Genomic DNA, 18991 nt, shown 5'->3' on the forward strand with positions numbered 1-18991 from the left:
TTTCCTCCATTCACTCACGAAATCATTAATCGAGTGCCGAAGCTCCCGCTACAATTTCGGTAATTTCTTGGGTAATTGCCCCTTGACGTGCGCGATTATAAGAAATCGTCAAATCACCGATAATATTTTTCGCATTGTCTGTTGCTGTCTTCATAGCTGTCATTCCGGCTGCATGTTCAGCGGTTTTCGCATCAACGATTGCACCGTAAATTAAACTTTCAGCATATTGTGGTAACAAGTGATCTAGAATTTCTTCTTTGGAAGGTTCAAACAAATATTCTTGTTCATAACTTTCCGCTTCTTCTGGATCCAAGTCAACAATTGGCAACATTTTTTCAACTCGAAACTGACTCGTTAATGAATTAATATGGTGATTATAGCACACATATAATTCATCAAAGACTTCATTTTGATACATTGTTGTCGCCATGGTAACGATTTTACGAACTTCTTCAAAACTTGGTTGGTCAGACAAATTACGCAATTCATATGCCAAATTAATTCCCCGTGCTTTAAAAAAGTCAGCTCCTGTCGCGCCAATAGCTACCATCACGTATTCATCGGCTGATTGGTGGTCTTCTTTTAACATCGACATCATTTGTTTTAAAATTGAACTATTGTAGCCACCAACTAAACCACCATCAGAGGTAATCACGATGTAGCCGGTTTTTTTTACCGGACGGCTAATCAGCATGCTATTGTAATTCACCCCATCTTGTGGGCCGGCAGAATAAATATCATTTAACTGTTGTGCAGTCAAATGCGTTACTACTTCCCGAACTTTTGAGGCATAAATTTGAAACTGTTTTGAGTGAGCTTCAGACTTGGTCAATTTAGCCGCCGATACCATTTGCATGGCGTTGGTGATTTGACTGGTTTTCTTCGTTGAAGCAATCCGTTGCTTAATCTCGTTTAAGGAAGCTCCCATTTATCTCACCTCTTTTAAGAACGTTCGTTTTCGATTGAAGCGACAGTTTCTTTGGCAGAACCGCTACTACTATTGCCGGCAGCCATAAAGATATCTTTTGCTTCTTTAATTGCTGCATCCACTTGATCTTCAGCCGGTAAATCTTTGGTTGTACGAATAGTTTCAAAGATATCAGCATGGTTTGCATCAATATACTCAAACAAGTTTTCTTCAAAATCCAAGACACGGTTAACTGGAATACTGTCAATAAAACCGTGGGTTAAGGCATATAAGATGATAACTTGTTTTTCAACAGCTAATGGTGCATGTAATTTTTGTTTCAAAATTTCTACGGTACGGCGACCACGATTTAGTTTTGCTTGGGTCGCTTGGTCCAAATCAGAACCAAACTGTGTAAAGGCTTCTAGTTCACGATAACTAGCTAAGTCCAAACGAAGCGTTCCCGCAACTTTTTTCATTGCTTTAATTTGAGCAGAGCCCCCAACCCGTGACACTGATAAACCAGCGTCAATAGCAGGTCGCACACCAGAATAGAACAAATCATTTTCTAAGAAAATTTGTCCATCGGTGATTGAAATCACATTGGTTGGGATATAAGCAGAGATATCTCCGGCTTGCGTTTCCACAAATGGTAACGCGGTCATTGAACCGCCACCTAATTCATCAGAAAGTTTGGCCGCCCGTTCCAATAGACGAGAGTGCAAATAGAAAACATCCCCTGGATAAGCTTCACGACCTGGTGGACGACGTAATAGTAAAGAGAGTTCACGATAAGCAACAGCTTGTTTTGATAAGTCATCAAAAACAATTAATACGTGTTTGCCGTTATACATGAATTCTTCACCCATAGCCGTACCAGCATATGGTGCGATGTATAGTAATGGAGCTGGTTGTGATGCCCCAGCAGAAACAACGATTGTATAATCTAAGGCACCATATTTACGTAATGTTTCCACTTGTGCACGAACGGTTGAATCTTTTTGTCCAATTGCCACGTAAATACAAATCATATCTTGACCTTTTTGGTTGATAATTGTATCAATCGCAATGGATGTTTTACCGGTTTTTCGATCCCCGATAACGAGTTCCCGTTGACCACGACCAATTGGCACTAAAGCGTCAATGGCTTTTAACCCAGTTTGCATAGGTTCAGAAACGGATTGTCGTTGCATAACACCTGGTGCTAATGTTTCCACTGGGCGTGTTTTATTGGTATCAATTGCACCTAGACCGTCGATTGGTTGACCTAATGGATTTACAACCCGACCAATTAAAGCATCCCCAACTGGTACTTCCATAATTTTCCCAGTACGTTTTACTTTATCGCCTTCGCGGATGGTCTCAAAGTCGCCTAAGATGATAATCCCGACGTCGTTTGTTTCTAAGTTTTGCGCCATCCCAAATGAACCATTGGAAAATTCTAGCAATTCACCACTCATGGCATTTTCCAAACCGTGAGCCCGGGCAATCCCGTCACCAACGTAAGTTACAGTCCCAATTTCTTCGACTGCTAGTTCACTCTGGTAATTTTTAATTTGTTCTTTAATCAGAGCACTGATTTCTTCTGCTTTGATGGCCATTTGTTTCACCTCTTTAATTAAACTTATCTACCAATCATCGATCGTAGTTGTTCTAATCGGCTTTTTACACTGCCGTCAATTACTTGATGGTTGGCTTCCACCACGACCCCGCCTAAAATATTGGGATCAACTTTTTCAACCAAATTTGCTTTTTTATAGCCCAATAAGCTGGCAATTTTTTCTTCTAATTGTCCTTTTTGCTCACTAGACAAAGTCACGGCGGTTGTCACCGTACCCAAAACTAGGCTTTGGGCTTCATCATAACGGCGTTCATATTCATCGATGATTAAAATTAAATCATCCATGCGATTATAACGGAAAACAACTTCTAAAAAGTTTTTGGTGATTCCGTCAAATTCGGAAACGATTTTGTCCATTAAAGCGCGTTTTGCTCCTAAGTTCAAACGAACATCACTCAGCATATTACCAAGATCAGGAATTGCTTCATAAACGTTTTTCAAACTAAGCAAATCTTGGTAGACAGCATCGGTAACCCGTTCTTCTGCCGCCAGCTCAAACAACGCTTTACCGTAGCGTTTGCCTACCGTGTATTTATCGAGTTTCATGGTTGCCCAATCCTTCAATATAGTGATTAATTAATGCTTCATGGGCTTCTGGCGATAGCTCTTTGTTCAAGATTTTTTCGGCAATTTGTAAAGAAAGTTCAGCTACATCGTCTTTAACACTTGTCATTGCAGCATCTCTTTCCATGGAAATATCACTTTTTGCCTTATCTTTCAAACGAGATACCTCTTCTTTGGTTTCGTTTAAAATATTTTGACGGCTGAGCTCGCCGCTGTCTTTAGCATTTTTGATGATTTCAGCTGCTTCGCTTTTGGAAGACATCAATTGAGTTTGACGTTCTTGTTCAAGCTTAGCTGCTTTAGTCCGGGATTGTTCAGCGGAATCTAAATCGTTAGCAATTTTATCTTCCCGTTTTTTCATCATGTCTGAAATTGCGCCCCAAGCAAAGTGCTTTAAAAGTGCAACTAACAATAAGAAAGAACCGGATACAACGACGATACTACTGATAGTTGTATTCCCGACTTCTGCTAATACAATATTTAGCATAAGCGTAAGCTCCTTTTCTACTATTTAAGGTTGCCGTATCATGGCAAAAAAGCAAAAACAGTTTGCATCCGTTTCTGCTTTTCTCGTGGCTTTAACCCATGAACACAAGTAACAAAGCAATAACCACACCCAAAATAGGCACAGCTTCTACTAACGCAACCCCGATGAACATTGTGGAACGTAATTGACCAGACATTTCTGGTTGGCGTGCCATAGATTCGATAGTTTGTGAGATAACTTTCCCGTTACCATAACCAGCTCCGATAGCTGCCCCGACGATTGCGATACCTGCTGCGATAAAGTTCATAATTTTTTTCCTCCTAAATTATAAAGTTGAGACGACCGGATAAATGTTTTTTGCATTTTGTCGTCAAACCAGTTGATAAATGTCTTTTGAATCTACTCTTCTGTTTCCAATTTGTGACCCATAAATACCATGGATAAGGTGACAAATACGTACGCTTGGATGGCGCCTATAAATAATGAGAAGCCAATCCAAATCATCTCTAATGGAATAACTACAGGAAGTGTTAGCCAGCCAACATTGTTTAACATGTCAACAATTAAGCCAAGCAAAACTTCACCGGCGAAAATATTCCCGTAAAGACGTAAACCCAGGGTAATGATGTTGGTAAATTCTTCGATGATCTTAATTGGTAGCAAAAAGGCCACGGGTTGTAAAAATGATACTTTAAAGTAACCTTTCAACCCAAATTTTTGCACCCCGAAGAAATGGGTCATTGCAATCATCATCAATGCCAATGTCAATGTCACAAAGGGATCCGCGGTTGGACTTTTCCAAAAAGTTGTTTCACCGACAACAATTTTCGTCACAAGACCAATCTCATTGGCGACAAAAACAAATAGAAACAAGGCAAATGATAATAAATGGAAGTTGTTCACTTCATTACTTGGGAGGTTATCTCCTAAGATACCGCGAACGAAATCAATTACCCACTCAATAAAGTTTTGTTTGCCCTTTGGTTTTAATTGTAAATTCCGTGTACAAACAAAAACTAGTGTAAAGACAATAACACACGTGATAAGTGTCATTAAAAGGATGGTGCCATCAAACCAGATGGGACCAATATTGAAAACGAGTGGTTTTTCTTTCAATATTTCTCACCTCTTTTCATACGTATGCTCCAGCTAAAAAAGCTGGTAAATAAGTGCTGCTAATGCTTTTGGCATGATAACCAATGGGTATCATACCACCACGGATAGAAAATTTCAAAAGATTTTCAGTAAGATTTGACAGTTTTAGCAAAATGACTAATAGAAATGTGTAATACCTATAATCAGTAAAACGAATCATTAACTAAAAAAGCGAAATTTGACACACCGTCTGAGTAAATGCTATCAAAAAGACCCAACTTTATAAAGCAATAGCCCCTGTTAAATGCAAATTTCTTCAATAGTTTTTTAAAACGCGGCTTATTTGTCTTTCTTGATCCTTACGTTTTAATGTTTCACGTTTATCATACTCTTTTTTCCCCTTAGCAAGGCCAATTAAGACTTTGGCAAAACCGTCTTTTAAGTAGACTTTAAGCGGGACTACGGTCATCCCGGCGCTTTTCATTTCACCATATAAACGATCAATTTGTTTACGGTGTAATAAAAGTTTTCGTGTCCGCAGTGGATCGTGATTGAATAAATTGCCTTGTTCATAAGGTGAGATGTGGACATTGTATAAGAATGCTTCCCCATTGCGAACACGAACAAAACCATCTTTTAAATTAATGCGAGCATTGCGGATTGACTTAATTTCTGTCCCTTGTAAAACAATCCCGGCTTCTAACGTATCAATAATTGTATAGTCGTGGCGGGCTTTTTTATTTTGGGCGATCAATTTACCTTCGCCTTTTGGCATATAAGCCACCTCCTGTGCTTTTTTATTTATAAAGGCCGCTAAAATTTCCCCAAGAAAAAACATTGATCTGACTGCCTTTGCACTGTCAGAGCTTTCTAACCAGGGCTGAGACATTCCTATAATCCTGCTTTCAATTACAGATAAGCCCAACGCCTTTGTCCCAACCGCTTTTCATTATTTATGTTTTTTCTTTTTGACTCCTTTATAAAACGGTTTTTTACCTTTTATCTTCTTATTATTTCCTAAATCAACTTTTAGTTGACCTTTTTTATCACCGGTCTTAGCTTTAGTTGTAGAATTTTTCTTGCGGAAGTTAGCAGGATTCGTGGTTTTTTTACCACCGCGATTTTTCCGACTCGTTTGTGGACGTGGTAATTGGGTAACTTCTTCTGCTGAAACCAATTCAAAATCAATTTCTCTGGTTTCAGGATTTGCATTGGTCACTTTTACCCGTACTTTTTGGCCAATTTTAAAAGTCATTCCTGTTCTTTCACCAACGAGTGCCAGCTGTTGTTCAACAAAATGGAAGTAATCATCTTTTAAATTACTAATATGGATCATACCTTCAATTGTATTCGGTAATTCAATGAAGATACCAAATTTCGTAATCGAGCTGATAACTCCGTCAAAGTCTTCACCAATATGTGCTTGCATGAACTCAGCTTTTTTCATAGCGTCAACTTCACGCTCACACAAAACAGCCCGACGTTCCATATCAGAAGAATGATGAGCAATTTCTGGCAGTTTTTCTTGCCATTTACTTTGCATCTTTTTATCCGTAGTGCTTGCATAACTTCTAATTAAACGATGCACAATTAAATCGGGATAGCGCCTAATCGGTGAAGTAAAGTGTGTGTAATAATCTGCCGCTAAGCCATAATGGCCTGCATTGTGTTCAGAATATTTTGCCTGTTGCATACTACGTAACAACATCATGTTCACAACCATTGCTTCGGGACGTTCTGCCACATCAGCAACAACTTTTTGCAGATCTTTTGGTGTAATACTTCCCTTAGTATGTTTAACTACCATCCCCAAAGCGGCAGTAAAATCAAAGAAGCGTTGCAATTTTTCTTCTTTTGGATCTTCATGAATACGATAAATAAACGGCAAATGCAACTTATTATAGTGCTCTGCTACTGTTTCGTTGGCTGCTAGCATGAAAGATTCAATTAAACGTTCTCCAATGCCGCGACTCCGCAAAACAATATCTTTGGGATGACCATCTTCATCTACTAAAACTTTTGCTTCGCGATCTTCAAAGCTAACCGCTCCTCTTTGTATCCGGCGTTGTTCCAAAATATGGTGTAACTCCGCCATTTCAAAAAACATCGGTACTAATTTTTCATACCGTTGGGAGACTTCTGGGTCATGATTTTCAATAATCGCGTTCACCGCCGTATAGGTCATTCGTTCACTAGTTTGGATAATACTTGGAAAAATAGCGTGTTTGACAATTTTCCCACTTGAATCAATCTCCATTTCACAACTCATAGTGAGACGAGGCACGTGTGGGTTTAGAGAACAAATACCATTTGACAGCCGTTGGGGAATCATTGGAATAACGCGATCGGTTAAATAGACACTAGTCCCTCGCTCATAGGCTTCTTGATCCAGCGGGCTACCTTCTGTTACATAATACGAGACATCTGCGATATGCACACCTAAGAAAAAATTACCGTTTGCTAATTTTTTTACAGTAACTGCATCATCTAAGTCCTTTGCATCTTCGCCGTCAATTGTCACGATCAATTGGTCGCTGCGATCAATCCGCTCTGGAAAATCAGCAGGGTTGATTGTCTCAGGTACTTTGTCTGCTTGTGCTAAGACATTAGCTGGAAAGCTGGTTGGAATGCCATGGCTAATAACGATGGATAAAATATCCATGCCTGGGTCGTTTTTGTGGCCGATAACTTGTTTTATGATACCTTCAATGCTAGTCGGATAGCCTTTTTCTGGGTAATGGGTAATCTCCACAATGACAATACTGCCGTCTACTGGTTTAATACCCTCAGCAGCAACTAAAACTCTTAGGCCGTTAAAATTTTTATCCTTTGGTTTCACGCTGCCGTACAAATCACTTTCTGCGATTTCACTTTCATCAAATAACGTGAATTCACCCACGATTTGTTTGACCGCCCGTTGTCTAATTTCAACGACTTGCCCTTCGGCACCACGATCAGAAAAAGGATCAGAGACCTTCACAATATCAATGGCAACTGTATCGCCATCCATGGCAAAACCTGTGGCTTCTTTTGGAATAAAAATATCATCTTCTTCAGGATCGATGGTCACAAAACCAAATCCCCGCTCATTGGCGCGAAAAGTCCCCTCCACCAATACTTTTTGAGGTGGTAATTTAATTTTACCTTTTTTATTAAAGACAATAGTCCCTTCTCGTTCCATCACAGCGATTGTCTGGATGAGCACTTTAAAATCATTACTTTTTTGCAGCTTTAAACCTTCGGCAATTTCTTCGGCAGAAAAGCTTTTCTTATTACTTGTAGCTAGAAAAGTTAAAATCTGCTCTTTGATTGTTGCTTTCATTTTCTACCTCTTTTCATTTAGCTTAGTTAAGAAGTGGATAACATCTTTTTCAAATTGTTGGTGCACCGGATCAACGGTAATGACGTGACCACTTTGGGCGTACCAGTCCAATGTTACATCTACTTGTCTTAATGCTGCGGCAGTTTTATATGCCGTTTTTGCATCAATCATTTCATCGGCACCGCCTTGGGCCAAGTAAACCGGCACCTGTACAGAAGAAAGATTTTGACTAACTCGCGCTCCTAGCGCTTCAATATTTTGCAATTGTTTATTTACTAGTGGTCTTAGCTCACTTAGCTTTGCTGCTAGTATATCACCACTAATTTTTTGACGTTGATAAATTTGTTTAGCATATAATAGGAAGTTTTCTTCGACATTATTTTCTGTTTTAAATAAAGGCGAGCAAAAAGCACCACCTGCTACAATCTCTGGGTAGCCTTTGGTTAATAAGTCCATGGCGAAAATCCCACCCATCGATAGGCCAAAAACAGCAATTTCTTCAAAGCCTTCTTTAACTAATGTAGAAAAAGCATTTTCGGCATCTTCTTCCCATCTTTTAAAATCTGTCATTAAAATTTCTTTGGGCTCCATAGTACCGTGCCCCAAAAAAAGTGGTGCATAGACAGTATAGTTTTCTTTTTCCAATGCTCGCGATAGCATTCTGACGTCATTGGGACTGCCAGAATATGCATGAAAGAGCAAAACAGCTTTCTTTCCTTTTTTTGTAAAAAATGATGCTGGTTTTTTTTCCACGATTTCTCACCTCAATAGCCCAATTTTACCATAAAAACAAAAGAAGGCTGAAACCTGACGCTGGATACGCCATGAGTTTCAGCCAAAAAATGATCGGTTTTATCCGTTTATTTTGATGATAAAAAGGCTAATACAAATAACAAAATTAACCAAATAGCGCCCAAAACTGCTGTTGTACGCTGCATCACGGCTTCAAAACCGCGGGCTTTTTGTTTACCAAATAATTGGTCGGCACCGCCGGTAAAGGCACTGGCTGCACTATTTTGTTTGCTCGGCTGCATCATGATAGCGATAATAATGATGATTGAAAGCACAATCACTACGCCTAATAAAAAATTATACATTCGCCGCTTCCTCCTTAAATACAATTCATCTAGTTTACTTTAGCATAAATACTGCTAGATTGCCACAAGGAATAGTTTTAAAAAAAGACTTTAACCTTACCTCCTCCACCTAAAAACAGCACAACGAAGATAACCTTCGTTGTGCTGTTTAATAGGTAAAGATTATTTGCGTAATACGTCACCGTATTCTGGTTTTTCAGCAAATTCTTTTTTGGCAAATGGGCATAGTGGAATAATCTTTAAATCATCCCGGCGTGCACGTTCTACACCATGCAATACCAATTGTTCAGCAATTTTTTGGCCACGATATGCTGGGTCAACAAAAGTGTGATCGATAATCATCATATTATCAGCAGGTGACCAAGTCATTTCACCAATTTCTTTTCCATCGTCATATACTGCAAAGCGGTCTTTTTCTTCTTTAAATTCCATTTTAAACATCCTTCCGAATAAATTTTAATGCCCCTGTCGGACATGTATTAATAACGCGTGCATCTTCATCGGCGCTGGCATTGTCTGCTAAAATCCACGGCCTGCGCCCGACTTCAAAGACTGCACCATTTCCGCGAACACAATTGCCAACATGGGCACAAATGTCTTTGTTATAATAAATATCGATATCTTTGCCGGAGTACTTACGATACCCATCAGCAACTAGCATTTCTTCTGTGACTTCTTGGCCACCGATTTTATTACCTTCCATCTGATTGCCTCCTTTAATTTAAGTGTCGCTACTCTAATTAATGCGTATTAATCAGAACTATAACCACTTACATTTTATCAGTAGTGTCATTTTTAGACAAATAATTATCCTTTTAAAAAGATCCTGTCACTTTTACGTTACACTACCCTAAATTTTTTTCAATAAATGACCAAATTGTCTGCCAATAAGCTTCAGGCTGTTCTTTTTTAGCTTTTAAGTGCCCTACTCCTGCAAAAATTTTAAGCTCTTTTTTATCGGCGGTGGCTTCCATTAAGGTAACCGTTTCTTTTACTGGAATAAATTGATCTTCTTGGCCATGAAGAAACAAAACGGGCAAGTGATTGCTCCCCAACTGTCGGCTGACAGATGCCTCTAGTAATGAATAACCATTCCTTTTTTTGGCATATTGATTTGCCAGACCCATAAAGCGATTAACCGGATAGTTGGTTAAGCGGTGGAGTTGATATTTAAATGCACTATAAACGGAAGTGTAACTACTGTCGGCAATTAATAGCTTTACTTGAGGCGGTAATTTTTCCCCACTGGCCATCAATACCGCAGCCGCTCCCATCCCTTCACCATGTAAGATGATTTCTGCTTGTGGGTTATTTTCTGTAATTAAATTAATCCAAGTAATTAAATCTAGACGGTCTAACCACCCCAGGCCGATAATTTTGCCACTGCTGCGGCCATGGGCTCTAAGGTCTGGGACTAAAACATTATACCCTGCTTCAAAATACGTTTTAGCTTGGGCTGACATTTCATCAAAGCCCGTGCTCCGATAACCATGGACACAAATGACCCACCGGCTACTATCTTGCAAAAAAGTTGAAGCCACTAATTTTTCTTGGTCAAAACTAAGTGCGCCCCATTCATATTCAGTTAACCAAAAATTGTAAAGATCATCGGTAGGCTCTTCTTTTTTTGCATCTGGATTTAATGACGGCTGTCCTTTTGACAAATACCAATGATCGTCTCTTTCGACAATGGCATCGACAAAAAAACGCGCCCAACGCCTTAAGTAATGGTAATAAAACAGCAACCCAATTACTATTATTCCTAAAACTATTCCAATAATCATCAACATCCACGTCACCTATTTCTATCTAAACTCAACAATTCAGCTGCCCGCATAAACTTTCTCTTTGCATTTAGTTTATCATTTCAAAAATCAAACCACCATAAATAACCCTCTTCTTTGTCAGAAGTTAACTTTTTGCCCAAAAGCAAGTTTGTCATATAATAATAATATGAATGAGGAAAGAAGGTTAGCAAATGAAATACAAATTAAGCTCTACTTCGGTTTTTCCCTTAGTGGATATTGCACTACAAAAAGGTGAAGAAGTTCAAATCGAACCAGGTTCAATGGTTTATCACAATGGTTTAGTTACACTTGAAGGTCACATGAATAGTAATGGTAAAAAAGGAATCGGCGGTATGATGAAAGCTCTTGGTCGCTCATTGTCCAGTGGTGAAAGCTTCTTTATTACTAAAGTAAAAGGAGATGCAGAGAATGCCCAAGTTACGATTGCGCCTTCGACTCCTGGTACTATTCGAGAATTGCCAATTGGTCCAACGCAATGGCGTTTAAATACTGGGGCCTTTTTAGCCAGTGAGAGTAGTGTCTCTTATACGATGCAACGTCAAAAATTAGAAGGTGCCTTATTAGGCGGTACTGGTGGTTTATTCGTCATGGAAACCGCTGGTGAAGGGATGATGCTGATCAATGGATTTGGCGATCTCGTAGAAATCACCATGGATGGTAGTCAACAGTTTGTTGTTGATAATGAGCATGTCTTAGCTTGGAGTAAGTCCCTTGATTATCACATTGAATTTGCTTCTGGCACTTTTGGTTTTAAAACAGGTGAAGGGCTAGTGAATCGCTTTTCTGGTCAAGGAAAAATTATTATTCAAAGTCGAAATATTGAAGCTTTTGCAGGCTTAATTGCGCCTTTTATTCCCACAAGCAGTAATTAAGTAAATGATTGCAGGCGTTTTACTTACTTTGAGTAAGATTATTGGTAATTTTTTTTAATTGGCGGTAACATAAAGACAGGTCAATAAAACGAGCGTTCTTTAAAGCGCGCGATATAAATAAGAAAGAAGTGTTTAAAATGACAAAAATCAATGCCGGCGTCGCAATGTTAAAAGTCATGGAAGATTGGGGAATTGATCATTTATACGGATTACCTGGTGGTTCCTTCAACTCCACAATGGATGCTTTATTCGATGAACAAAATCATATCAAATATATTCAAGTCCGTCATGAAGAAACTGGGGCACTAGCCGCTGCAGCTGATGCAAAAGTAACTGGCAAAATCGGTGCTGTCTTTGGTTCTGCGGGTCCTGGTGCAACACATTTGATCAACGGTCTATATGATGCCCAAATGGATCACGTCCCTGTTTTAGCCTTACTTGGTCAAGTTGCATCAACAGCTATGAACACCAACGCTTTCCAAGAATTAAATGAAAATCCAATTTTTGCAGATGTTAGTGTTTACAATCGGACGGTTATGAATGCTGAAAGTTTGCCATTTGTAATCGATGAAGCAATTAAAGCAGCTTATCGCCACAGTGGTGTCGCTGTCGTTACTATTCCCGTTGATTACGGCTATGCTGAAATTGAAGACAACTTCGTTTCAACGGCTGCAACATATCAAACTGCAACAATTCAACCAAATGAAACTCAATTAAAAGCTGCCTTGCCACTAATTAAAGAAGCAAAACAACCTGTTTTATATATCGGCCAAGGAGTACGCGGTGGCGCTGACGTGGTTAAAGCTTTTGCTGAACACTTTAGTATGCCGGTTGCAGCCGCAGTTTTAGCTAAGGGAATTATTAACGATGACTATGAAAATTATTTAGGCTCTGCTGCACGTGTAGCAACTAAACCTGCTAATGAAGCCTTACTTAGTGCTGATTTAATTATTTCAGTTGGTAGCAATTTCCCATTTGGTAACTTTATGTTCAACAAAGGCGCTAAATTCATTCAAGTAGATATTGATGGTTCAAAATTTGGACGTCGTCATGATGTTGACGTTGCGATTTTAGGTGACGGTATTTTAACTTTACAACGTTTAACAGAACTTGGAGAAGCGCGCTCTGCTGACAATTGGTACAAAGCAAACCAAGAAAATATTAAAAACTGGCATAATTGGCGTCGTAGTTTCTACGATGATGCCCGCAAACCAATGCGTCCAGAACCCGTTTACAAAGAAATTAATCGAATTGCTGAAGATGACGCAATTTTCGTTGTTGATGTCGGGAATGTTACGACACATTCCGTTCGTCATTTGGAAATGAACGGCAAACAACAATTTACAACTTCTGGTTGGTTTGCTACGATGGGCTATGCGGTGCCAGGTGCAATTGGTGCTAAATTAAGTTACCCAGATCGTCAAGTCTTCACAATCAATGGTGATGGTGGTTTTGCTATGAATATGCAAGATATCATCACGCAAGTAAAATACAAATTACCAATCATTAACGTGATCTTAACGAACGATTCACTTGGTTTCATTGAAGCAGAACAAGAAGAAACCAATAAAGCAATCTTTGGTGTTGATTTATATGACGTTGATTTTGGTAAAGCAGCCGAAGCAATGGGAGCAAAAGGCTTTACAATTACAGACTACGATCAATTAGCCCCCGCTTTTGATGCGGCAAAAGAAAGTGATCGTCCGGTTGTTATTGAAGTGAAAATTGCAAACGATCGTCCATTCCCTGTTGATGCAATGGAACTTGATCCAAATAACTTCTCAGCAGAACAAATCAAAGCATTCAAAGAACGTTATGAAATTCATGACATGCCAAACTTAGCTGACTTATTAAAAAAGTAAAGTGAACAAAAAAGCAGTAGCGAAATTTCGCTACTGCTTTTTTACGTTTTAAGCAAGCGTAATAATCCAACCTGCCGGCGCCTTTTTATCACCAAATTGAATGCCAGTCAATTCATCATATAATTGTTGTGTAACGGGTCCGACTTCTTTTTCAGAATAAAAGACGTGAAAATCATCCCCAAATTGAATACCACCAATCGGTGAAATAACCGCGGCCGTGCCGCAAGCTCCAGCTTCTTTAAAACGATCTAAATTATCCATTGGCACATCTTCTTCTAAAGCTTCTAATCCCAAGCGCTCTTTTGCTAGATGCAATAAAGAATATTTGGTGATACTTGGTAAAATCGATGGTGATTTTGGGGTTACAAACTCATTTTCTTTGGTAATTCCAAAGAAATTGGCAGAACCGACTTCTTCAATTTTTGTGTGCGTTTCGGGATCCAAGTAAATACAATCTGAAAAGTTACGTTCTTGTGCTTTTTCTCCTGGTAATAAGCTAGCCGCATAGTTACCACCAACTTTGGCAGCTCCGGTTCCATTTGGCGCAGCGCGATCATAATCAGAAACAATAAAATTCGTTGGCGTCAAACCACCTTTAAAATACGCTCCCACCGGCATACAAAAAACAGTAAAAATATACTCTGGTGCTGCGTGAACACCAATATTTGGTCCCACGCCAATTAATAATGGACGAATATATAACGTACCACCAGTACCATAGGGTGGCACAAATTCACGGTTTGCTGCCACAACTTGTTTAATTGCACCAAGAAAAAGCTCTTCTGGTACCTCAGGCATCAACAAGCGCCGCGCACTCCTATTCATGCGGGCACTATTTTGATCGGCTCGAAATAAATTTACTTTCCCATCTTTTCTGCTGTAGGCTTTTAAACCTTCAAAACATTGCTGACCATAATGTAAGGCAGTAGAGCCTTCGTGGATGGGCAAATATTCATCTTCTGTTAATTGACCGCTGTCCCACGCGCCATTTTTCCAATGGGCGATAAAACGATATGGTAATTTAATATAATCAAAACCCAATTCATCCCAGTTTATTTTCATGCCAAACCACTCTCCTTTGACCTATTCTTAAGGTGCTTTTTGCTATGGTACAACACTTTCAGGATTTTGTCATGAATTTTTTGAAAATTTCAACAATTACCCAAAAATAATAATCCAAATAGGAAAAGCTGAAGGAATCATAAAACAGAGCCCTTTGAAAGACCAGACAGCGCTAAAACGGTCCAATCAATGTTTTTCTTGTAAAAAAATACTACTTTTAGACAAAAAAAGAATCTAAGCAGTGCCACCTTGCCACTGCTTAAATTCTTATTACAGGTTTCATGTTTAAAGCTTCTTCAGCAAAACTTAAACGCCAACCCCACTTTTATTCAAACATCTTTTTAGCGGCTCGTAATAAAGTTGGTAAATCTTTGTCGTAACGCGGTGTTTTAACCAAACGACTCATTGGAATACCTGCAAAATGGAAAGCCGCAATTTCACCAGAGCGTACAGCACTTTGTTCTGTGAAAATCATTTGGTAAGGTTGTTCCACAAATTCACCCGTGAAAGCCAAGTTGGTACTGTGTTTAGGAATTACTTTAGGACGGTCAACTTTCGCCCGATTGTTAAATAAAGCCGAAGCATAAGGCATATAGACAGGGATATTATTAATGATACTGTCCAAAATTTCTGCTTCTCGTTCTTTAATATTGACCGGACCTGGATCAACTTTTGATAGTTGACCAATCAATTCTTGCGCCATTTCTTTGCCTGTCATTTTAATGTATTGTTTATCGACAAATTCACCTCTGCGGCGTGGATATAAGAAGTAGCCCCAAATTACGGTTTCATTTGGTTTTTGCGTCGTAAAATGCGGTTGATGATGGACTACAATCGACATATTCACATCCACTTGATTTAACGGCGTAATCGGAGTTGTTGATAAGAAAGAATTCAAGGCATTACCAGGTTCTTGTGTAGTAATTCGCGCAATCTCATTTAATAGCAAATGGTCTTTTGTTGTCAATGTAAAGCTGACCCATTCACTAGCGTCACGATCGGCAAAAAATTTATCTGGATTTCCAAGATTATAAAAACGTTCAGCCGCTTTTTTCCAAAGACTAGAAGCTGCACCATAATCCATATTTTCAACAGCCGGAGTAGTATAGTCACCCATTGTAGCCGCATCGGTAATCGAACCATTCGTGAAAATGACCGCTGTATCGTCATCGACTGGGACAAATTCTTCTTCGTTGGTTTGAGTGTTTAGCATGTGCAGACCAGTAACAGTAATTTCATCTTGCATTGTTGTTTCTTTAAATTCCCAATCTGTTACCAAACGATCTAAAACAATGGTAACTCCTTGATCTTTTAAATAGTTGATTAATGGTAACATGATACTTTCATATTGATTGTAGCGCGTTCTATTCACCCCAACTAAATGTTCAATTTGAGTGAATTCATAAATCATTTGATGCATGTAACGACGTAATTCTTGGGCTGAGCTTTTTGTCCGAAAAGCAAAAGTAGTCTCCCACATATACCAAAAGTTTGTTTCAAAAAATGTCGGTGAATCTTTGAAATATTCTGCGATCGTCACATTATCCAATTTTTCTTCTTCTGAGTCTGGCATAGCAATGAGTTTTGTTAACAACATTCTATCTTTATTGCTAAAACCTAAATGGCCCCCATCGATAATCCCTTTGCCACCTTGCATCAACCGTGCTTTGTCAAATGTACGATGTTTGGCATCAAAATCACGCGTATCTTCTGCAGCAGTCATATTTTCTTCTGTCACTGATGGCACGCGTTCTAAAAGATCCATCAAATCAACATAAGTCCGATAATTCAACATTCGACCACCACGGGCAATATAACCTTTTTGATTTTCTAAAGGGTGGTTTTCATTCCAATATTCATCGGTTGCATCTTTTAAGGGTGAACCATCATTTGAGCCATGATCATCCAATGAATAAAAGGTAATTTTATCACCTGACCAATTTCCTTCTTGAATTAAATAAACCGCAGCCGCCATATTAGCAAGTCCGGCACCAATCATAATCGCTTTGTTTTTTCTCATCGTAATTCCCTCCAATCAAAACATTACAGCAGGTAAAGTGCCACCTGTTATGCTTCAAATTCGTCATACAAATGACTATCATCTTCAAAAAAGCCTGTTTTCTTAGCAATATAGGCAACCCCAAGGGATAAAACCGCAACCCCAATGCCTAAACGTAGTAATCCTTTTTTCATCATTGTCACTTCCTCTCACTGAAACTTTAAACCGGTCATTTTTCCTCTGATTTAAGAATAGCCCTGAAGATTTTATTGTGCAAAAATAAACTACTTTTTCACCTTATTTTTTAGACATTTTTTACTCATTGTCCAAAAATAAAACTTTTAAAAGTGCCAATATGAATTCCTTTACACAAAAAAAGCGCAGACCTCTTTTGTCTACGCTTTGCTATATGATTGAAGTTTCGTTACTAATTTTTGATAGAGTTGTTTGGTTTTCTGTTCTTCTTTAAAAGTGAAGTAATAATCACGATTTTTAGTTGTAATCTTTAAAAAGGGCTGGGAACGGTTGTCTAAATAAAGGGTCGCCTTTTTATCAGCAACCATGTAATAACCAGTACTGTAATCCTCACCACCGTAACCGCTCGTACGCTCTACTGGACTTTTTAATTTGTCGACCAAGGTCACCTGTTGAATATCGGCTAATTTGACTTCACTAGTAGCAGCAAAAGGCGCCTTTAAAACTAATTCATCTTCTTTTAACGCTGCTTGAAAAGGATCTTTGGTAAAATCCATCAAATAAATTGGAATTAAAGTAGCAAATAATACGCCCACTACCAAGAGGACAATTGCCCCCATAAAAATTTTACCCATCGGTCTACCTAAATTCATGGTCATATTCAACCCAATTCGGTCCGGTAATAATAAACGATGGTCGCTTTCATTAATATAGACACCAAAGCGCCAGTACTGATCTTCTCCTTGATAGCGAAATTCTGTCACTTGGCTTAAAAGTGCATCTTGTTTTTTCCGCAGTGAAATTAAATAGGCCACCAGTAAAAAACTAAAGCCAACCACCAGAATTAAAAGTAGCCAAACCGTGATTTGGGCCCAAAATCCACTTAATTGACTCGCAAAAAAGGGCATTGCTAAAGCAACTAAGATACCATAAGCGCTGCCAACGGCAACAACTGACCAGTCATGCTTAGTTAAATCGTTATATTGTCGATTAATGGTTTCATCCTTCGTTGGTGCAGAGACGGGCAAACGTTTCACGCCGTACAAAAGACCTGCAGAAATCAGCCCTCCAACAACCAAAGAAATCGATAAAATCACAGCATTATCGTTTTGACTTTTCAACATGATTAAAGCCAAGACAACAGATAAAATAAAGGCAGGGATTAAATATTTAAAACCAAGCATTTTTCGATTTTTAGTCTGAGTTAGCTTAGTATCAACCAAAATAGGAGTTACTGGTAATTGCCACCCTTTTTTTGCTTTCAGTTGCGCCATTTGACGAATATAAAAAATCTCGGTCCCATAAAAAGCCCCCATGGGAATAAGCAGTAACAGCCAAAATAAAGTCATTAAAAAAGATTCATACTGTGTCAAAAACATCGTAAAATTCAATAGACTAAAAATCCCTGCAATCTGCCATAAACGCAACCGATACTTTTTGGCTAAAGCCTTGACTTCTGGTTTTTCCAAGACTTCTTTTGGCAATGTATTTTCCAAAATAACATTTTTGTGGGGTTTAGCTGCGAGTCCCAATGAAAAAGCCATAATGACATTCACAAAAATAAGTACCCCAATTAAAATCACAACAAGCATTTTTCATTCCTTCTTTCTATTAAGCAGATAAAGCTAGTCTTTTTTTTCCTCCAGTTCTGGAAAATTCGACCAGATATCAGCAACAAACGTTTGTAATTCCACTTCTTTTAGTTGGTGAATTTTGGCTTCTGCTAATAACTGTGCCAATCGTTTTTTTAAGTCTGTTTTGTCTGCCTCTTGGTAAGCTTGCGGCAAAGTCACAACGGAGCCTTTTCTGCGGTCGGTAATTAAATAGCCCGCTTCTTTTAATTGATTGTACGATTTTGAAATCGTCATCGTATTAACGCCTAATTCGTCTGCCAATTGTCGTACCGTTGGCAAACTTTCACCGATTGCAAGTTCGCCAGTTGCGATCCCCATAATTATTTGCTCGCTTAATTGCTGGTAAATTGGAATTTCAGAACGTGTGTTGATCTCTAATAACATGCCCTCACCCCTTTGTATTATAAATTATAATACAAACGATACAAATTCGCAATAATAAAAGCGCACCTTAGTGACAATCACT

Annotated in this window: 20 protein-coding genes; 2 read left to right on the plus strand and 18 right to left on the minus strand. The window is 38.8% G+C overall.

What is annotated here, in order from left to right; all coding sequences use genetic code 11:
* Nucleotides 1–25 precede the first annotated feature (25 nt).
* The 13 genes from K4422_RS03325 to K4422_RS03385 all read right to left on the minus strand — a co-directional run bounded on the left by K4422_RS03325 (nt 26) and on the right by K4422_RS03385 (nt 10883).
* A complete protein-coding gene (locus tag K4422_RS03325) occupies nt 26–928 on the minus strand; it encodes a F0F1 ATP synthase subunit gamma (protein WP_206904940.1) in 903 nt (300 codons plus the stop codon).
* Nucleotides 929–942: 14 nt separating this feature from the next.
* Nucleotides 943–2508: a F0F1 ATP synthase subunit alpha gene (gene atpA, locus K4422_RS03330; RefSeq protein WP_206904943.1), complete on the minus strand. Its 1566-nt coding sequence runs from the start codon at nt 2506–2508 to the stop codon at nt 943–945.
* 23 nt (nt 2509–2531) lie between these two features.
* A complete protein-coding gene (gene atpH, locus K4422_RS03335; RefSeq protein WP_206904947.1) occupies nt 2532–3074 on the minus strand; it encodes an ATP synthase F1 subunit delta in 543 nt (180 codons plus the stop codon).
* Nucleotides 3061–3579 carry a F0F1 ATP synthase subunit B gene (gene atpF, locus K4422_RS03340; RefSeq protein ID WP_206904950.1) on the minus strand — a complete coding sequence of 173 codons (519 nt, stop codon included), beginning with the start codon at nt 3577–3579 and terminating at the stop codon, nt 3061–3063. The genes atpH and atpF overlap by 14 nt, the downstream gene beginning before the upstream one ends.
* A 91-nt stretch (nt 3580–3670) precedes the next feature.
* Entirely contained in the window at nt 3671–3886 is a 216-nt protein-coding gene (gene atpE / locus K4422_RS03345) for an ATP synthase F0 subunit C (RefSeq protein WP_016171491.1), read from the minus strand.
* Between the two features lie 92 nt (nt 3887–3978).
* The gene (gene atpB / locus K4422_RS03350) at nt 3979–4695 is read right to left on the minus strand and encodes a F0F1 ATP synthase subunit A (protein ID WP_071865630.1); all 717 of its coding nucleotides are present in this window, start codon (nt 4693–4695) and stop codon (nt 3979–3981) included.
* A gap of 295 nt (nt 4696–4990) precedes the next feature.
* A complete protein-coding gene (smpB, locus tag K4422_RS03355; RefSeq protein ID WP_206904952.1) occupies nt 4991–5449 on the minus strand; it encodes an SsrA-binding protein SmpB in 459 nt (152 codons plus the stop codon).
* Between the two features lie 174 nt (nt 5450–5623).
* Nucleotides 5624–7996: a ribonuclease R gene (gene rnr, locus K4422_RS03360; RefSeq protein ID WP_230709165.1), complete on the minus strand. Its 2373-nt coding sequence runs from the start codon at nt 7994–7996 to the stop codon at nt 5624–5626.
* 3 nt (nt 7997–7999) lie between these two features.
* Nucleotides 8000–8749, minus strand: a complete 750-nt coding sequence (locus K4422_RS03365) for an alpha/beta hydrolase (RefSeq protein ID WP_206904961.1) — start codon at nt 8747–8749, stop codon at nt 8000–8002.
* Nucleotides 8750–8856: 107 nt separating this feature from the next.
* Complete coding sequence (gene secG, locus K4422_RS03370; protein WP_071865626.1) at nt 8857–9093, minus strand: preprotein translocase subunit SecG; 237 nt, start codon at nt 9091–9093, stop codon at nt 8857–8859.
* A gap of 162 nt (nt 9094–9255) precedes the next feature.
* Complete coding sequence (locus tag K4422_RS03375) at nt 9256–9525, minus strand: GNAT family N-acetyltransferase (RefSeq protein WP_230709167.1); 270 nt, start codon at nt 9523–9525, stop codon at nt 9256–9258.
* A gap of 1 nt (nt 9526) precedes the next feature.
* Complete coding sequence (locus K4422_RS03380; protein WP_206904966.1) at nt 9527–9796, minus strand: (4Fe-4S)-binding protein; 270 nt, start codon at nt 9794–9796, stop codon at nt 9527–9529.
* 142 nt (nt 9797–9938) lie between these two features.
* On the minus strand, nt 9939–10883 hold the full coding sequence (locus K4422_RS03385) for an alpha/beta hydrolase (RefSeq protein WP_230709511.1): 945 nt from the start codon (nt 10881–10883) through the stop codon (nt 9939–9941).
* Nucleotides 10884–11071: 188 nt separating this feature from the next.
* Between K4422_RS03385 and K4422_RS03390 the strand changes: the two genes are divergently transcribed.
* The gene (locus K4422_RS03390; protein ID WP_230709169.1) at nt 11072–11773 is read left to right on the plus strand and encodes a TIGR00266 family protein; all 702 of its coding nucleotides are present in this window, start codon (nt 11072–11074) and stop codon (nt 11771–11773) included.
* A gap of 137 nt (nt 11774–11910) precedes the next feature.
* The gene (spxB, locus tag K4422_RS03395; protein WP_230709171.1) at nt 11911–13635 is read left to right on the plus strand and encodes a pyruvate oxidase; all 1725 of its coding nucleotides are present in this window, start codon (nt 11911–11913) and stop codon (nt 13633–13635) included.
* Nucleotides 13636–13683: 48 nt separating this feature from the next.
* Here spxB and K4422_RS03400 read toward each other — a convergent pair whose 3' ends face one another.
* The 5 genes from K4422_RS03400 to K4422_RS03420 all read right to left on the minus strand — a co-directional run bounded on the left by K4422_RS03400 (nt 13684) and on the right by K4422_RS03420 (nt 18909).
* Nucleotides 13684–14697, minus strand: coding sequence for a branched-chain amino acid aminotransferase (locus K4422_RS03400; protein ID WP_230709173.1), 1014 nt, complete (start codon nt 14695–14697; stop codon nt 13684–13686).
* A 325-nt stretch (nt 14698–15022) separates the two neighbouring features.
* Nucleotides 15023–16717 carry an oleate hydratase gene (locus K4422_RS03405; RefSeq protein WP_230709174.1) on the minus strand — a complete coding sequence of 565 codons (1695 nt, stop codon included), beginning with the start codon at nt 16715–16717 and terminating at the stop codon, nt 15023–15025.
* Nucleotides 16718–16764: 47 nt separating this feature from the next.
* Nucleotides 16765–16890 carry a methanol dehydrogenase gene (locus tag K4422_RS03410; RefSeq protein ID WP_206904973.1) on the minus strand — a complete coding sequence of 42 codons (126 nt, stop codon included), beginning with the start codon at nt 16888–16890 and terminating at the stop codon, nt 16765–16767.
* A 201-nt stretch (nt 16891–17091) separates the two neighbouring features.
* Nucleotides 17092–18483: a PH domain-containing protein gene (locus tag K4422_RS03415; protein ID WP_230709175.1), complete on the minus strand. Its 1392-nt coding sequence runs from the start codon at nt 18481–18483 to the stop codon at nt 17092–17094.
* 33 nt (nt 18484–18516) lie between these two features.
* Complete coding sequence (locus tag K4422_RS03420; RefSeq protein ID WP_206904975.1) at nt 18517–18909, minus strand: GntR family transcriptional regulator; 393 nt, start codon at nt 18907–18909, stop codon at nt 18517–18519.
* Nucleotides 18910–18991: the final 82 nt, after the last annotated feature.

Source organism: Enterococcus sp. SMC-9 (genome assembly GCF_021011285.1).
GTDB classification, from domain to species: domain Bacteria; phylum Bacillota; class Bacilli; order Lactobacillales; family Enterococcaceae; genus Enterococcus_C; species Enterococcus_C montenegrensis.

What these genes read in the sequence shown, in the direction of transcription:
- K4422_RS03325 (WP_206904940.1), bottom strand. Translation starts at nt 928, where the DNA reads ATGGGAGCTTCCTTAAACGAGATTAAGCAACGGATTGCTTCAACGAAG.
- atpA (WP_206904943.1), bottom strand. Translation starts at nt 2,508, where the DNA reads ATGGCCATCAAAGCAGAAGAAATCAGTGCTCTGATTAAAGAACAAATT.
- atpH (WP_206904947.1), bottom strand. Translation starts at nt 3,074, where the DNA reads ATGAAACTCGATAAATACACGGTAGGCAAACGCTACGGTAAAGCGTTG.
- atpF (WP_206904950.1), bottom strand. Translation starts at nt 3,579, where the DNA reads ATGCTAAATATTGTATTAGCAGAAGTCGGGAATACAACTATCAGTAGT.
- atpE (WP_016171491.1), bottom strand. Translation starts at nt 3,886, where the DNA reads ATGAACTTTATCGCAGCAGGTATCGCAATCGTCGGGGCAGCTATCGGA.
- smpB (WP_206904952.1), bottom strand. Translation starts at nt 5,449, where the DNA reads ATGCCAAAAGGCGAAGGTAAATTGATCGCCCAAAATAAAAAAGCCCGC.
- rnr (WP_230709165.1), bottom strand. Translation starts at nt 7,996, where the DNA reads ATGAAAGCAACAATCAAAGAGCAGATTTTAACTTTTCTAGCTACAAGT.
- secG (WP_071865626.1), bottom strand. Translation starts at nt 9,093, where the DNA reads ATGTATAATTTTTTATTAGGCGTAGTGATTGTGCTTTCAATCATCATT.
- K4422_RS03375 (WP_230709167.1), bottom strand. Translation starts at nt 9,525, where the DNA reads ATGGAATTTAAAGAAGAAAAAGACCGCTTTGCAGTATATGACGATGGA.
- K4422_RS03380 (WP_206904966.1), bottom strand. Translation starts at nt 9,796, where the DNA reads ATGGAAGGTAATAAAATCGGTGGCCAAGAAGTCACAGAAGAAATGCTA.
- K4422_RS03385 (WP_230709511.1), bottom strand. Translation starts at nt 10,883, where the DNA reads ATGTTGATGATTATTGGAATAGTTTTAGGAATAATAGTAATTGGGTTG.
- K4422_RS03390 (WP_230709169.1), top strand. Translation starts at nt 11,072, where the DNA reads ATGAAATACAAATTAAGCTCTACTTCGGTTTTTCCCTTAGTGGATATT.
- spxB (WP_230709171.1), top strand. Translation starts at nt 11,911, where the DNA reads ATGACAAAAATCAATGCCGGCGTCGCAATGTTAAAAGTCATGGAAGAT.
- K4422_RS03400 (WP_230709173.1), bottom strand. Translation starts at nt 14,697, where the DNA reads ATGAAAATAAACTGGGATGAATTGGGTTTTGATTATATTAAATTACCA.
- K4422_RS03405 (WP_230709174.1), bottom strand. Translation starts at nt 16,717, where the DNA reads ATGAGAAAAAACAAAGCGATTATGATTGGTGCCGGACTTGCTAATATG.
- K4422_RS03410 (WP_206904973.1), bottom strand. Translation starts at nt 16,890, where the DNA reads ATGAAAAAAGGATTACTACGTTTAGGCATTGGGGTTGCGGTTTTATCC.
- K4422_RS03415 (WP_230709175.1), bottom strand. Translation starts at nt 18,483, where the DNA reads ATGCTTGTTGTGATTTTAATTGGGGTACTTATTTTTGTGAATGTCATT.
- K4422_RS03420 (WP_206904975.1), bottom strand. Translation starts at nt 18,909, where the DNA reads ATGTTATTAGAGATCAACACACGTTCTGAAATTCCAATTTACCAGCAA.